The organism is Gelatiniphilus marinus (genome assembly GCF_042684345.1).
GTDB lineage: Bacteria > Bacteroidota > Bacteroidia > Flavobacteriales > Flavobacteriaceae > Gelatiniphilus > Gelatiniphilus marinus.
In genome coordinates, this window is the sequence record NZ_JBHULK010000001.1 from 292,706 (window position 1) to 306,887 (window position 14,182).

14 protein-coding genes and 1 other RNA gene are annotated in these 14,182 nt (G+C 37.6%); 12 read left to right on the plus strand and 3 right to left on the minus strand.

What is annotated here, in order from left to right; all coding sequences use genetic code 11:
- Window positions 1-132: 132 nt before the first annotated feature.
- The 8 genes from ACFSQS_RS01300 to ACFSQS_RS01335 all read left to right on the plus strand — a co-directional run bounded on the left by ACFSQS_RS01300 (window position 133) and on the right by ACFSQS_RS01335 (window position 7,629).
- Window positions 133-531, plus strand: coding sequence for an FGGY family carbohydrate kinase (locus tag ACFSQS_RS01300; RefSeq protein ID WP_388012878.1), 399 nt, complete (start codon window positions 133-135; stop codon window positions 529-531).
- Between the two features lie 122 nt (window positions 532-653).
- Window positions 654-1,499, plus strand: a complete 846-nt coding sequence (locus tag ACFSQS_RS01305; protein ID WP_388012881.1) for a hypothetical protein — start codon at window positions 654-656, stop codon at window positions 1,497-1,499.
- On the plus strand, window positions 1,496-2,566 hold the full coding sequence (locus tag ACFSQS_RS01310; RefSeq protein WP_388012884.1) for an endonuclease/exonuclease/phosphatase family protein: 1,071 nt from the start codon (window positions 1,496-1,498) through the stop codon (window positions 2,564-2,566). The genes ACFSQS_RS01305 and ACFSQS_RS01310 overlap by 4 nt, the downstream gene beginning before the upstream one ends.
- An 8-nt stretch (window positions 2,567-2,574) precedes the next feature.
- Window positions 2,575-4,932 (plus strand): glycoside hydrolase family 95 protein, encoded by a 2,358-nt coding sequence (locus ACFSQS_RS01315; RefSeq protein ID WP_388012887.1) that lies wholly within the window; start codon window positions 2,575-2,577, stop codon window positions 4,930-4,932.
- Between the two features lie 19 nt (window positions 4,933-4,951).
- A complete protein-coding gene (locus tag ACFSQS_RS01320; protein ID WP_388012890.1) occupies window positions 4,952-5,215 on the plus strand; it encodes an alkaline phosphatase family protein in 264 nt (87 codons plus the stop codon).
- Entirely contained in the window at window positions 5,215-5,823 is a 609-nt protein-coding gene (locus tag ACFSQS_RS01325) for an alkaline phosphatase family protein (RefSeq protein ID WP_388012893.1), read from the plus strand. The genes ACFSQS_RS01320 and ACFSQS_RS01325 overlap by 1 nt, the downstream gene beginning before the upstream one ends.
- A 33-nt stretch (window positions 5,824-5,856) precedes the next feature.
- Window positions 5,857-6,015, plus strand: coding sequence for a hypothetical protein (locus tag ACFSQS_RS01330; protein WP_388012896.1), 159 nt, complete (start codon window positions 5,857-5,859; stop codon window positions 6,013-6,015).
- Window positions 6,016-6,030: 15 nt separating this feature from the next.
- Window positions 6,031-7,629, plus strand: coding sequence for a cellulase family glycosylhydrolase (locus ACFSQS_RS01335; RefSeq protein WP_388012899.1), 1,599 nt, complete (start codon window positions 6,031-6,033; stop codon window positions 7,627-7,629).
- A gap of 42 nt (window positions 7,630-7,671) precedes the next feature.
- On the opposite strand, the gene ssrA is transcribed toward ACFSQS_RS01335, so the two are convergent.
- Window positions 7,672-8,066: a transfer-messenger RNA gene (ssrA, locus tag ACFSQS_RS01340) on the minus strand.
- Between the two features lie 265 nt (window positions 8,067-8,331).
- On the opposite strand from ssrA, the gene ACFSQS_RS01345 reads away from it, so the two are divergent.
- The 3 genes from ACFSQS_RS01345 (at window position 8,332) to ACFSQS_RS01355 (ending at window position 11,052) form a co-directional block, all read left to right on the plus strand.
- Window positions 8,332-9,570 (plus strand): NAD(P)-dependent oxidoreductase, encoded by a 1,239-nt coding sequence (locus tag ACFSQS_RS01345; protein ID WP_388012902.1) that lies wholly within the window; start codon window positions 8,332-8,334, stop codon window positions 9,568-9,570.
- A 240-nt stretch (window positions 9,571-9,810) separates the two neighbouring features.
- Window positions 9,811-10,545 (plus strand): slipin family protein, encoded by a 735-nt coding sequence (locus ACFSQS_RS01350; protein ID WP_388012905.1) that lies wholly within the window; start codon window positions 9,811-9,813, stop codon window positions 10,543-10,545.
- 135 nt (window positions 10,546-10,680) lie between these two features.
- On the plus strand, window positions 10,681-11,052 hold the full coding sequence (locus ACFSQS_RS01355; protein ID WP_388012907.1) for a DUF1801 domain-containing protein: 372 nt from the start codon (window positions 10,681-10,683) through the stop codon (window positions 11,050-11,052).
- Window positions 11,053-11,068: 16 nt separating this feature from the next.
- Here ACFSQS_RS01355 and ACFSQS_RS01360 read toward each other — a convergent pair whose 3' ends face one another.
- The gene (locus ACFSQS_RS01360) at window positions 11,069-11,305 is read right to left on the minus strand and encodes a CDGSH iron-sulfur domain-containing protein (protein ID WP_388012909.1); all 237 of its coding nucleotides are present in this window, start codon (window positions 11,303-11,305) and stop codon (window positions 11,069-11,071) included.
- Window positions 11,306-11,346: 41 nt separating this feature from the next.
- The gene (gene kdsA, locus ACFSQS_RS01365) at window positions 11,347-12,165 is read right to left on the minus strand and encodes a 3-deoxy-8-phosphooctulonate synthase (RefSeq protein ID WP_388012912.1); all 819 of its coding nucleotides are present in this window, start codon (window positions 12,163-12,165) and stop codon (window positions 11,347-11,349) included.
- A gap of 147 nt (window positions 12,166-12,312) precedes the next feature.
- Between kdsA and typA the strand changes: the two genes are divergently transcribed.
- Window positions 12,313-14,112, plus strand: coding sequence for a translational GTPase TypA (typA, locus tag ACFSQS_RS01370; RefSeq protein ID WP_388012915.1), 1,800 nt, complete (start codon window positions 12,313-12,315; stop codon window positions 14,110-14,112).
- The last annotated feature ends 70 nt before the right edge of the window (window positions 14,113-14,182 follow it).

The window sequence follows — 14,182 nt, forward strand, 5'->3', positions numbered from 1 at the left end:
TTTTTAAATAGTGTTATGTTTTGGGGAAGAAGATTGTTAGTTTTTCTTCTTCCCCTTTTTTGTTTGCCAATTTCACAACACTCATAAAGTAGAGATGAATTCATTTTTCAATCAGTTTAAAGAAATAAAAAAATGTATTACTTAGGTCTGGACGTCGCAAATTCAACAATAAAAGTTGCATTAACCAACTGGCATTCAGGCGAAAAAGTAAATACGTTTCAAGTGCCTATAAATGAAATAAAATCATTTCAAAGTGAAGGGACTGGTGCTGATTATGAAAATTATTGGCTTATGGTTTGTTCGGCAATTAAGAATTTGATAACCGACTCAAAAATTGATGCGAAAAAGATTTCAGGGATTGGAATTTCCTATCAAATGCAAGAACTGACTCTTATAAATGCAGACCCTCAACAAACAAAAGAAACGGTAGCTTTTAAAAATTTATCGGTTTCGGATTTGAAGTGGTTATCGGAAAATGACCGAAATAAATATAATCAAATTGATAAATTTATTTTCTCGGAGATTTTATAACGTTTAAATTAACCCATACTATTTCTACCACAAAAGATGGACTTTCAGAACTGGGTTTATGGCATTGTGAAACCGATGCGTTGGATGAAGATGCCTTGCACCGTTATCAGATTAAAAAAAGCATGATACCCACAATAGTCGAAAATTTTAAAAACCAAGGGCTGGTTACCCCGGCTGCTTCCCAAGACACAGGCATACCGGTTGGAACGCCCATACTGTTCAGGGCAGCACATCAAGCGAGTACGGCACTGGCCACAAATATTTTTAACCCCGGCGAAGTAGCCATATCAACACAATCGCCAACACGAATTTATGCCTTAACCAATTCGTCTAACCCGAATCAAAATATAAGTATTGGCTATAATGTACCAATCGGGAAATCGGTAGTTTTCAAAGGCGGTTATTTGCAGTACGAGTGGTTAAAAAAACAATTTAAGGAAAGCTCTTATGACATCATGGATCGCAAGGCCTCCGAAATTCCTATTGGGGCAGAGGGCGTTACCGTTTTTCCTTTTGGAAATGGTGCTGAACACATGTTGAAAAATGCAAATATTGGCACGATTATTAAAGGTGTAAATTTAAAAAATCATTCAAAAGGACACGTATTTCGAGCAACTTTAGAAGGGATTGCATTTGCTATGGTTTATGCCATGGAAAATTTAAAAACCAACGGAATTGAGGTACATACCATTAACGCGGTAAACGATATGTTATTTCAATCTGAGGTATTTGTAAATACCTTAACTTCGTTAGTCGAGTTGAAAATTGAAACTTATAACACCGATTTGGCAGTTAATGCTGCTCGAGCTTGTTGTTTGCACCTTGGTGATTTTAAACAATACCAAGACATCATTTATAAAAATGATCATGCCCAAACCTTCGAGTTGTTAAAAAACAGAGAACCCTATATAGAAGCCTATCAACATTGGAAAAACGAATTGGAAATTATTTTAAAAAATCATTTATGAGTCGATACATACTATTATTATTTACTGTTCTTGTTTGTTCATCTTGCCATAACACGCAAAATGAAAAGAAGGAAAAAGAAGTTACAATACCAAAACCTGCAGCGCTTAAAGTAATGACCTTTAATATTTGGCAAGAAGGCACCATGGTAGCCAATGGATTAGATAAAATAAGAGACATTATTTTGGCCACCGACCCAGATATTGTAAGCTTTACCGAAGTTAGAAATTACAATGACGAAGACTGGACTACTAAAATTTTAAAAAAATTAAAAGATAAAGGCGTTGATTATTTTGGCAAGTTTGCCGGTGGCGATGTGTCGTTAATAAGTAAATATCCCATTACCGCATCCAAAGTTGTTTATAACGGCGAAGGCTCTGTGGTAAAGTACAATGTAAAACTAAATTCCAAAACCATTGTAGTGGCAGCAGCGCATTTAGATTATAAGGGTTACGCCTGTTATTTACCTCGCAGATATTATGGCGGTACTCCAAATTGGAATCTTATTAAAGATGAAAATGGCAACAAATCACCAGTTACCAATGTTGATGAAATTTTAGCTTATAACAAAAAATCCACTCGGGACGAACAAATCGCGGCATTCTTAAATTCAATAAAAACCGAAACAAATCCTATTATTTTAATGGGCGATTTCTACGAGCCGTCGCATTTAGATTGGACCGAAAAAGCCGCAAATCGTTTTGACCATAATGGTGTGGTTATTAACTGGCCAAGTACTTATACACTTTTTCAAAAAGGATTTATTGATGCTTATAGAAATTTCTACCCCGATGAACTTACACATCCCGGAATCACATGGCCATCAAAAGTTCACGGCAAAGATTCAACAAGCTGGACACCACTTTCGGATGAACGCGACAGAATTGATTTTATTTTCTATAAAGGCCATAATATAAAAACCACATCGGCTACTATGGTAGGCCCAAAAGAATCCTATGCCTATAATGAATTGGTGACGACTTTTACCTCGGAAGAGAATTTTATGGCAGATACTTTGGAATGGCCCTCAGACCATAAAGCAGTCATGGTTACCTTAATGTTTGAATAAAGAAAACAATGAAAAAAATAATAAAACTATCAATAAGGACCTATCTCATTTTAATAACGGTATTTTCCTTTGCTCAGGAAAACAATGCGTTAGAACTTTGGTATAACGAACCAGCGAGCAATTGGATGACCGAGGCATTGCCCATAGGGAATGGTTACGTGGGTGCCATGTTCTTTGGAGGGATACAGGAAGAACATATTCAATTTTCTGAAGGAACGCTTTGGTCTGGTGGCCCCGATTCCAATCCGGATTACAATATTGGCATCAGAAAAAATGCCCATAGTTTTTTGCCAGAAGTTAGAAAACTTTTAAAAGAAGGAAAATCGGATGAGGCAGATAGAATTACAAAGTCCGAATTTACAGGAATCATTAATACAGGAAAACAGTACAATGCTGATTTTGGCGATTATGGCGCCCAACAAACCATGGGCGATATTTATGTAAAAGTAGGCCATTCGGGAGAAGTTTCAAACTATAAACGAAGCCTTGATATTGGTAAAGCCTTGGGAAAGGTTGAATATAGTATTGATGATAAAAATTACCGCCGCACGTTTTTTGGTAATTATCCCAGCAAGGTTATGGTCTATCGTTTTGAAAGCTCGGTTAAAACCGATTACGAAATTCGTTTTAAGAGTCCGCATACAAAAATCGTTCAAAATTTTAACGATGGGGTGTATGCCTTTGAAGGTAAAGTTGCCGATAACGGAATGCCATTCGAAACCAAAATAGCCTTAAAATTATCCGACGGAAAAATAACGTATAAAGATGGCGTCATTTATATAAAGGACGCTAAAGATGTTGTGCTGTTAAACACATCTTCTACGGCTTATACCTTAACATATCCAACCTATAAAGGGAACGATTATAAAGCTGATAACGAAAAAGTATTGCAAGAATTGGCAAGTAAATCTTTTAATGATTTAAAAAGGGAACACCTTCGTGATTATTCAAATTTATTCAATCGTGTTAGTTTAAATTTGGGAAAAAGTACTCAGCCCGCTGTCCCCACAAATGAAAGATTGCAGGCTTATTTTAACGGTTCGGAAGACGCGGGCTTAGAAAGTCTATACTTTCAATACGCACGTTATTTAATGATTTCGGCAAGTCGCCCAAACAGTATGTCCATGCATTTGCAAGGTAAATGGAATAACTCCACAAATCCGCCTTGGGCAGCCGATTACCACAGCAACATCAATTTAGAAATGATTTATTGGCCGGCAGAATTAACGAATCTGTCAGAATGCCACCTGCCATTTTTGGATTTTATTGAAAGTCTGGTTGAACCCGGTAAACTTACAGCTAAAGAATTTTTCAATACCCGAGGATGGATGACAAATACCATGACCAATGCCTATGGTTACACATCGCCAGGGTGGGGCATTCCTTGGGGGTTCTTTCCCGGTGGAGCTGCATGGTTTTCCCAACACCTTTGGGATCATTATGATTTTACACAAGACGAAGAGTTTTTAACAACACGGGCTTACCCCGTAATGAAAGAAGCCGCATGGTTTTGGATCGATTATCTTACAAAGGACGAAAACGGTAAATTGGTTTCTATGCCATCGTATTCACCCGAGCACGGAGGCATTTCAAAGGGTGCTTCAATGGATCATCAAATCGCTTGGGATATACTGAACAACTGTATAAAAGCCGCTGAGGTTTTAGAAATTGATGATGCATTCACAACAAAAGCAATACAAACCAGAGATGCTATTTTGCCGCCTCAAATTGGGTCTTGGGGGCAGCTACAGGAATGGGCCGAAGATGTTGATGACCCCAACAATAAGCACCGCCACATTTCACATTTATTTGCACTGCATCCCGGAAATCAAATATCAACCACGCATACACCCAAATTGGCCGAAGCTGCCAGAATAACGTTAAATGCTCGTGGTGATAGTGGTACAGGTTGGTCGCGCGCATGGAAACTTAACTTTTGGGCACGTTTAAATGATGGCAATCGGGCGCATAAAATGCTTAAAAACTTATTAAAGCCGGTGTCCAGCACCAAGGTTGAGATGTCCACAGCCGGTGGAACCTATGCCAATTTACTATGTGCGCACCCGCCATTTCAACTTGATGGTAATATGGGCGGTGCTGCAGGAATGGTGGAAATGTTGTTGCAGTCGCAATCGGGAATTATCGATTTGTTGCCCGCATTACCCGATGTATGGCAGCAAGGAGAAGTAAAAGGGTTAAAGGCTCGCGGTGGTTTTGAGGTCGATATTCAATGGCAAGATGGCCATGTTATTAATGCTAAAATTAAGGGCAAACCCAATCAATCATCTAAACTTAAAGCAAATAAAAACATCATTAAATTTCAATTAAATGCCGATGGTATTTATGAGTTTTCAAATAAAAATTAAAAAAATAATCACAAGATCTATGAAAGTAGAATTAAAATATTACGTTTTATTGGCATTAACCATCGTGTTTTCGTTCTCCGAAATTAAAGCACAAAACAAAGTCCTTATTTTAGGAATTGATGGTTGCCGTCCGGATGCTTTGTTGGCTGCCAAAACACCTCATTTAGATAATTTGTGGAAAAACGGAGCGTATTCATTTAAAGCAAAAACCGATGATTTAAGTTGGAGCGGTGTTTGTTGGACCGGTATGCTTACCGGGGTTTGGAAGGATAAGCATAAGTAATGGGCAATCAATATTTAAACCCAAACATTAAAGTATATCCCCATTTTTTTAATTTGGCAAAGCGGCAGCAACCGGATTTACGTACCTATTCCATAGCTAACTGGTCACCAGTTCATAAAATTCTTCAAGACAATGATGCCACAGTTGCTAAACATAAACTAACAGATGGTTTGGTAACCAAAAGTGTCGTAAAAACACTTAAAAAAGAAGATGTTGATGTGATGTTTGTGCATTTGGATAATGTAGATCATGCGGGTCATAAATATGGGTACGCGCCTGACAATGTGAAATATATTGAGTCTATTGAAAAAACCGATAAAAAAATAGGTAGAATAGTCAAAGCGCTTCAAAAACGAAAAAATTACGCTAATGAAAACTGGCTCATTTTAGTATCAACAGATCATGGTGGAAGTGGCACAAATCACGGAAAGGCCATTCCGGAGCACACTACCATATTTTATATAGCTTCGGGAAAAGATGTTGAGAAAGGCGAAATTAAAAAACAAGTTTATGTTATTGATGTGGCGGTAACGGCTCTAAAACATTTAAACATTGATTTAAAAGACGAATGGAATCTGGATGGCACCGTAACTGGATTGAAACAGTAACTCTTGTATTTAGAAAGTTCAATAAAAATAAACATGGGACATCTAAAAACTAAATTTCAATTTTTAACAAGACTTCTGTTTTTATTCATTTTTGTTTCTTGTAATATGGGGAATAAAAACGTTTCTGTTTCTAGTTCTATAGATATAAATGCGGTAGAGATTACAACCCTGTTCGATTCCAATAACAATTAGAAAAATAAATTAGATATGAAAATTAGAAAAATAACGCTTTTCAGTTATGTGTTTATAGCTATTTTAACCATGAATTTATTTGTGTCTTGTGAAGAAAACGCAACACCAAAAACCATATTACCAGAAACCATAACCATTAAAGGCGATAAGTTTGTTGATGGAGAGGGGAGGGAAATCATTCTTAATGGAATTAACATTGGTAGTAAGAATAAAGCGGAAGGCTACATTTTTCAGAGCGGTCCGGAGTTGTATGAAAACTTAAAGAAATGGGGCGTTAATTGCATTCGATTTCTCATAATTTGGGATGGCTTAGAGCCCGAGCCCGGTGTTTACAACGAAGCCTATCTAAAAGAAATTGATAAACGAATCAAATGGGCAGAACAGAACAATATTTTTGTGGTTCTGGATATGCACCAAGATCTTTTCAGCGTAAAATATAGCGATGGCGCTCCGGAATGGGCTACTTTAGATGAAAGTAAACCACATACTGAAGGTGCCATTTGGAGCGATGCTTATATGCTAAGTGAAGCCGTTCAAACAGCATTTGATAATTTTTGGAAAAACAAACCCGCTTTAGACGGTATTGGAATTCAAGACCGTTATGCCGCCCTTTGGAAACACATTGCCAAACGGTATGCCGATAACACTACGGTAATTGGTTACGACATTATGAATGAACCTTTTCCAGGTTCATCTGGATTGCAATCCACCATGGTTTTGCTTTCGGCCTATGGGCAGCTGCACTATAAATTAACGGGCGAAGTACTTACCGATAAGCAACTGGGAGGCATGTGGAGCGATGAAAAAGGTAGAATGGAGGCTTTAAAAATTCTATCAAACAAGGAAAATTATCATTTTGTGTTTAGCCAATTGTTTGAGCTTAACAGGCAATTTGAGGTTAACCATTTGCAGAAAATGTATCAAAAGGTAAGTGCGGCAATACGGGAAGTAGATACAAAACACATCCTGTTTTTAGAGCACAGTTACTACAGCAATACAGGTGTGGCAAGTAGTATTGAAAGAACAACCTTGGCTGATGGATCACCAGATCCCTTGGTAGCGTATGCACCACATGGTTATGATTTGGTAACCGATACCGATGCCGTGGCAAACGCCTCTAACGAGCGGGTGGCTTATATTTACGATCAAATAAAAAGTAAAGGGGAACAATTGCAAATGCCCGTGTGGCTTGGCGAGTGGGGCGCGTTTTACGGCAATTCAGAAAGTGTGATTCCTGTGGCAAAAAATGCCATATCGCTTATTGAAAAGCACCTTTTTGGAAATGCGTATTGGTCCTATGACCCCGGAACTGGAAATTTGCGATATTTTAATGAGGTTTTGGTGCGATCTTATCCGGTTGCTGTTAACGGTGCCTTGCTTAAATATAAAAACAATTTCGATGAAAAATCTTTTGAAATGCATTGGGAAGAAGATAAAAATAATCAAAATCCCACAATAATTTTTGTGCCCCAGCTTTCAATATTATCTCAAGAATCAAAAGAGCAAATTCCAAATTTGGATATTAAAACAATGACTGATGGTGATTCGGGATGGCTTATCATTCCATCTTTAGAAAACCCTTCGCAAAGAAATATTATTCTTTATTTCAACTAATCATATAAAACCCTTGTAAACATTGGTATTTACAAGGGTTTTTAGTGGAGTCGGAGAGAATCGAACTCTCGTCCAAACAAGTAACCAAAGAGCTTTCTACACGTTTATTCTTTTCTTGGGTTTTCGACTAGAAGCTGGTTAAAGACAACCCACTTTTAGCTTAGCTTCTTTAATTTCGAAAAGGCATCAAAGCACTACCTCATCTATATTGACATTTACGATGCCTCAAAATGGAACGCCGTCAATCAAGGCTTTCCGGAGACATAAAGCTTGTACACCTGGTGTACCTAGGCCAATCTTACTATAATTCAGATTATGCAGCTAAAGCGTAGTTATTCTCGCCGTTTAAAATTTGGTCTAGCCTTTAACGTGTTTCAATGCCATTACACGACGTGCTTACCGTTCAATTAATCTCGCTGTCAAAACCAGTCGACCCCTTAATTAATTGTTTTTTTTAAATGCGTTTTAATCAAAAAAAGCATAGGTTTTTGGGCGTTACCCACTTTTGCTTTTAGTGGCAAAACTGGGTCGGGCTTTCGGCAGTCGCTTTTTTTGAGAAAAACAAAAAAGAGCTTCAACAAATGCCTCAATCCCTAACGCGGGCAGCAAAGATACCAAAAAAATTCAATAACGAAGCAAAACCCAGACTACCATTTACAAAAACTATACCAAAAAAATAAGTTGTCAGATTATAAAAAAATCATGAAATTAGCCCAAATTATAAAATCCATGCGCACAACATTCGCCTTAATCAAAGAACGGAAAACCCCACCAGACAGACGTGTCGTGTTTTCACCAGAAAAATTAAAAGAAACGCAATTAAACTATCCAAACGCGACTTATAAAGTAGAGTCCTCAACTATTCGGGTGTTTACAGACAAGCAGTATCAAGATCAAGGGTTTGAAGTGACTAACGATGTGTCCGATTGTGACGTTTTAATTGGTGTTAAAGAAGTGCCTATCGAAAATTTAGTGCCTAACAAAAGCTATTTTTTCTTTTCGCACACCATAAAAAAACAGCCTTATAACCGTGATTTATTACGTGCAATATTAGATAAGAACATCACACTTTACGATCACGAAACCATAGTTAATAAAGAAGGCTTTAGGTTAATAGGTTTTGGGCGTTACGCCGGTTTAGTGGGCGCTTACAATGGTTTTCGTGCTTTGGGTTTGCGCGATAATTTATTTAACTTACCTAAGGTAGAAACCCTAGCTGATTTAAATGCCGTGAAAGCAGAATTAGACAAAATCACGCTGCCAAACATAAAAATACTACTGTCCGGATCCGGAAAAGTGGCCTATGGCGCCAAAGAAATACTAGACCATCTGCAAATAAAACAAGTTACAGATGCCATGTATTTAACCTCGCAATTTACCGAGCCCGTGTATTGTATGGTCGATGTTATGGAATACAACAAACGAACCGATGGTAAAGTAGGCGATAAGTGGGCCTTTATTAACGACCCAACGGGCTACGAAAGTAACTTTATGCCTTATGCTAAAGAAACCGACTTTTTTATAGCCGGGCACTTTTATGGTAATAATGCGCCTTATTTATTTACTAGAGCCGATGCCAAACACCCAGATTTTAGAATTAATTTGGTGGCCGATATTTCTTGCGATGTCGACGGGCCAGTCGCTTCAACATTACGCGCCTCAACCATTGCAGAGCCCTTTTACGGATACGATGCACAATCTGAGAGCGAAGTCGCTTTTAATGCTCCAAACGCCATTACCGTTATGGCCGTAGATAATTTACCATGCGAACTCCCAAAAGATGCCAGCGAAGGTTTTGGCGATATGTTTTTAGAACACGTCATCCCCGCATTTTTTAACAACGATGCCGATGGTGTACTACAACGTGCCAAAATTACCGAAAACGGAAAACTCACAAAATCATTTGCCTATTTACAAGGTTTTGTTGATGGTAAGGAATAAAATTTTTCTTTTAAAAAAATAGCTAAAACAAGAAATATAAAGTCGCAGGTGTAATGCCTTATAAAAATCTGTTATTACAAAATAGCCTTTTTGCTCATATACCATCGGGTTTAGATGTAAAATAACTAACAATAGATTTGTTATTTTCCTATTTTTAATAGCATAATTTTGTGTTAAATCGTAACGCTTTTTATTCAAAATCACTATCTTAATAGTGTTTAATAAAATAAATAAAGCGTCATGAATCTGTTATTACTATTTGCGATATTTTTAAGCGTATTCTTACTTTCGGGAATACGAGTAATTTTTGAATACAAACGAGCTTTAAAATTTAGGTTTGGGAAATATATTAAAACATTACAGCCAGGGTTTAGATGGATTATACCTCTAGTAGAAACCATACAGGTTGTCGATATTAGGGTAATTACCATTAATATAGTTTCTCAGGAGGTTATGACAGAAGATAATGTACCCTGTAGTATTGACGGTGTTGTTTTTTTTAAGGTTATCGATCCAGAAATGGCGGTATTAGAAGTAGAAGAATATACTTTCGCCATCACACAATTGTCGCAAGCGGCCTTACGAGATGTTTGTGGAAAAGTCGAGTTAGATACCATTTTGTCTAAACGTGAAGAAATGGGGAATAATATTAAAAAAATAGTAGAGGTTGAAACCAAAGATTGGGGTATCGATATAATTGATGTAAAAATAAAAGACATTCAGCTACCCGAAAATATGAAACGGATGATGGCTAATCAGGCAGAAGCAGAACGTTCTAGACGGGCACGAATTATTTTGGCCTTGGCAGAAGAACAGGCAGCAGGTAAATTATTAGAAGCTGGTAAATTAATAGACCAATCACCATCGGCGATAAAGTTAAGGTTATATCAAACCTTGTCTAATATAGCGGCAGAAAAGAACTCAACCATTTTGTTCCCCTTCCCTGAAGAAGTATTACCAAAAAAATCGAAGTAAAAAAACAAATCAGATGCCTTTTTAGGTGCACGACTTCCATAAAATTTAAATAAAATAAAGCGGATTTTAATAAAAGTATTTACACTAAACATAGACCACTTTATTTAGTGTATTCGCTTAAATTATTAAATTAGCATGGTAAATCCAGCCGAACATTACATATTAAATCAACCCGAACCCTATCGCTCTATTTTAATGCACATTCAAGTGATTATAGAGCACACTATTCCTGAGGCTGAATTAAAATATAAATGGCGAATGCCTTGTTATTACTTAGGTAAAACACCTGTTTGCTACTTAAACGCTAGCCATAAAAAGCAATTTGTAGATGTAGGTTTTTGGCACTCGGCATACCTTTTACAATTTGATGAACATCTGGTTAGCGAGAACCGCAAAGTGGTTAAATCGCTTCGTTATCATTCTTTAGAAGATATAGACGAGACTATCTTTATAGCCATTTTAAAGGAAGCCGAAAAGCAAAAAGGAAAATCGTTTTATAATAAGTAAATTTTAAAACAAAATTCTAGTGGTGAGACCCATCACAGTATGGCGGATTTTTAGTTTGTTTGCAGGTACAGAGGTAAACTGTTTTAGCCTCTTCAACAGAAAAAACTATTGGTGTTGTTGCTTTTGCTGCTTTGTGAGATCCATTGCAAAAAGGTTGATTTTCACTATGCCCACAGGTGCACCACGCGTAATTTTTGTTAGCTTCTAAATCACATTGTATTGGAGTGTCTCCGCCTCGTTTATTATTAACCATAATTTTAGTTTTTACTTTTTATAAAACCAAATTACGACTATTTATAAATTATTTACCGTCTTTCTAATAGAAACTAGGTTAGTTAATAACGGTTCTAAATTATCTAAATGCAACATATTGGCACCATCACTTTTAGCATTTGCGGGATCGAAGTGGGTTTCAATAAACAAACCGTCCACATGGTTTACAATACCAGCTCTAGCGATGGTTTCAATCATATCTGGTCTGCCTCCAGTAACACCTGCACTTTGATTGGGTTGCTGTAAGGAATGTGTGACATCTAAAATAGTGGGAGCATACTCTCGCATGGTTGGAATGCCACGAAAATCTACAATCATGTCTTGGTAGCCAAACATGGTGCCTCTATCGGTTATCCACGCTTTGTTACTGCCCGTATCTTTAACTTTTTGTACGGCGTGTTTCATGGCCTCCGGACTCATAAACTGGCCTTTTTTTAAATTCACCACTTTACCTGTTTTGGCGGCGGCAACCACCAAATCGGTTTGGCGAACCAAAAAAGCTGGAATTTGCAGCACATCAACATATTGCGCTGCCATTGCAGCATCAGAAACCTCGTGGATATCGGTAACCGTAGGAACGTCAAATTTCTCTGATACTTTTGCTAGAATCTCTAAAGCTTTTTCGTCTCCTATTCCAGTAAAACTATCTATTCTGCTTCTGTTTGCTTTTTTAAAACTACCCTTGAAAATATAAGGTATTTCTAACTTGTTCGTTATGCTAACAACTTTTTCGGCAATTTTATACGCCATATCCTCGCCTTCAATGGCACAGGGGCCGCATAAAAGGAAGAAGTTGTTTGAGTTGGTATGTTTTATTTTCGGAATATCTAGAAGTTTCATAAAAAATGGTTTCAGCAATTTTAAGTCCACAAAGATACTAATTCAGAATTCTAAATTTAAGGTTTTTTATTTTTCAATTATCAAATAGAATAATTTATTCATTATTTATAATTAACTTTGCACGCCCAAAAAAATGGAGCACATATTATGGTTAGCATTAAAAACATTGCAATTATTGCGCACGTCGATCACGGTAAAACCACTTTGGTTGATAAAATTATGTACCATTGCCAGTTATTTCGAGAGAACGAAAACACAGGTGATTTAATTCTAGATAACAACGATTTAGAGCGCGAACGTGGTATTACCATTACCTCTAAAAACGTTTCTGTAATCTATAAAGACACAAAAATTAATATTATTGATACACCTGGTCACGCCGATTTTGGTGGAGAAGTAGAGCGTGTTTTAAATATGGCCGATGGTGTTTTGCTGTTGGTTGATGCCTTTGAAGGGCCCATGCCACAAACGCGTTTTGTGTTGCAAAAAGCGATTGATTTGGGCTTGAAACCCTGTGTTGTTATCAATAAAGTTGATAAAGAAAACTGTACACCAGACGAGGTGCACGAAAAGGTGTTCGATTTAATGTTTGAATTGGGGGCAGAAGAATGGCAATTGGATTTCCCTACGGTTTACGGCTCAGCAAAAAACAATTGGATGAGCGAGGATTGGCAAGACGAAACCGATAACCTAGAGCCTCTGTTGGATATGGTAGTAGAACATATACCGAACCTTAAAATTGAAGCAGGCACCACGCAAATGTTAATTACCTCACTAGATTTTTCGTCGTTTACAGGACGAATAGCCATTGGGCGTTTAACCCGAGGTGAATTAAAGGTAGGGCAAAACATTTCGTTGGTAAAGCGTGATGGTTCTATTGTGAAAAATAAGATTAAAGAACTTCATGTTTTTGAAGGTGTAGGCCGTAAAAAGGTAGATGAGGTGCAAACGGGCGATATTTGCGCCATTGTTGGTCTTGAAGGTTTTGAAATTGGCGATACCGTAGCAGATTGGGAAAACCCTGAAGGATTGAAAACCATTGCCATAGACGAGCCTACGATGAGCATGCTGTTTACCATTAACGATTCGCCATTCTTTGGTAAAGACGGAAAGTTTGTAACATCGCGACACATAAAGGAAAGATTAACCAAGGAATTGGAAAAGAATTTGGCGCTAAGAGTAGAAGAAACCGATAGTGCCGATAAATTCATGGTTTTTGGCCGTGGTGTTTTGCACCTTTCGGTTTTAATCGAAACGATGCGTCGCGAAGGTTACGAGCTTCAAATTGGGCAGCCGCAAGTTATCATTAAGGAAATTGATGGTGTAAAATGCGAACCAGTTGAAGAAATGACGATTGATTTACCCGAAGAAGTTTCAGGTAAAGCTATTGAGATGGTTACCCTACGTAAAGGCGAAATGCTAAGTATGGAAGCCAAAGGCGACCGGATGGTTTGTGAGTTTATCGTGCCCTCGAGGGGTATTATTGGCTTGCGTAACCAATTGTTAACCGCTACGGCAGGAGAAGCTATTATGGCACACCGATTTAAAGAATACCAACCCTTAAAAGGTGGTATCCCAGAGCGCCAAAATGGTAGTTTGGTCTCTATGGAAACAGGACAGGCCATTCCGTATTCTATAGATAAGCTGCAGGATAGAGGCAAGTTTTTTATAGACCCTGGAGAAGATATTTATGAAGGTCAAGTTATTGGAGAAAACTCGAGAGGCGACGATATGACGGTTAACGTAACCAAAACCAAAAAACTGAGCAATGTACGGTCTGCAGGAGCAGATGACAAGGCCAAAATAGTACCCGCTATTAAGTTTAGTTTGGAAGAAGCGTTGGAATATATACAAAAAGATGAGTATGTAGAGGTAACGCCAAAACACCTGCGTTTGCGTAAAATATTTTTAACAGAAGTAGAGCGCAAACGAAATAAATCAATCTAATATGGATTGCAGTGGTAAAAAATTATTTAAAGAGAAATTCTAAATAGGGTTTCTTTTTTTTTTTTCGATA

Bases quoted from the DNA above. Each gene is read 5' to 3' on its own strand.
- ACFSQS_RS01300 (WP_388012878.1), top strand. From the start codon at position 133: ATGTATTACTTAGGTCTGGACGTCGCAAATTCAACAATAAAAGTTGCA.
- ACFSQS_RS01315 (WP_388012887.1), top strand. From the start codon at position 2,575: ATGAAAAAAATAATAAAACTATCAATAAGGACCTATCTCATTTTAATA.
- ACFSQS_RS01330 (WP_388012896.1), top strand. From the start codon at position 5,857: ATGGGACATCTAAAAACTAAATTTCAATTTTTAACAAGACTTCTGTTT.
- ACFSQS_RS01305 (WP_388012881.1), top strand. From the start codon at position 654: ATGATACCCACAATAGTCGAAAATTTTAAAAACCAAGGGCTGGTTACC.
- ACFSQS_RS01310 (WP_388012884.1), top strand. From the start codon at position 1,496: ATGAGTCGATACATACTATTATTATTTACTGTTCTTGTTTGTTCATCT.
- ACFSQS_RS01345 (WP_388012902.1), top strand. From the start codon at position 8,332: ATGAAATTAGCCCAAATTATAAAATCCATGCGCACAACATTCGCCTTA.
- ACFSQS_RS01320 (WP_388012890.1), top strand. From the start codon at position 4,952: ATGAAAGTAGAATTAAAATATTACGTTTTATTGGCATTAACCATCGTG.
- ACFSQS_RS01360 (WP_388012909.1), bottom strand. From the start codon at position 11,305: ATGGTTAATAATAAACGAGGCGGAGACACTCCAATACAATGTGATTTA.
- typA (WP_388012915.1), top strand. From the start codon at position 12,313: ATGGTTAGCATTAAAAACATTGCAATTATTGCGCACGTCGATCACGGT.
- ACFSQS_RS01350 (WP_388012905.1), top strand. From the start codon at position 9,811: ATGAATCTGTTATTACTATTTGCGATATTTTTAAGCGTATTCTTACTT.
- ACFSQS_RS01335 (WP_388012899.1), top strand. From the start codon at position 6,031: ATGAAAATTAGAAAAATAACGCTTTTCAGTTATGTGTTTATAGCTATT.
- kdsA (WP_388012912.1), bottom strand. From the start codon at position 12,165: ATGAAACTTCTAGATATTCCGAAAATAAAACATACCAACTCAAACAAC.
- ACFSQS_RS01355 (WP_388012907.1), top strand. From the start codon at position 10,681: ATGGTAAATCCAGCCGAACATTACATATTAAATCAACCCGAACCCTAT.
- ACFSQS_RS01325 (WP_388012893.1), top strand. From the start codon at position 5,215: ATGGGCAATCAATATTTAAACCCAAACATTAAAGTATATCCCCATTTT.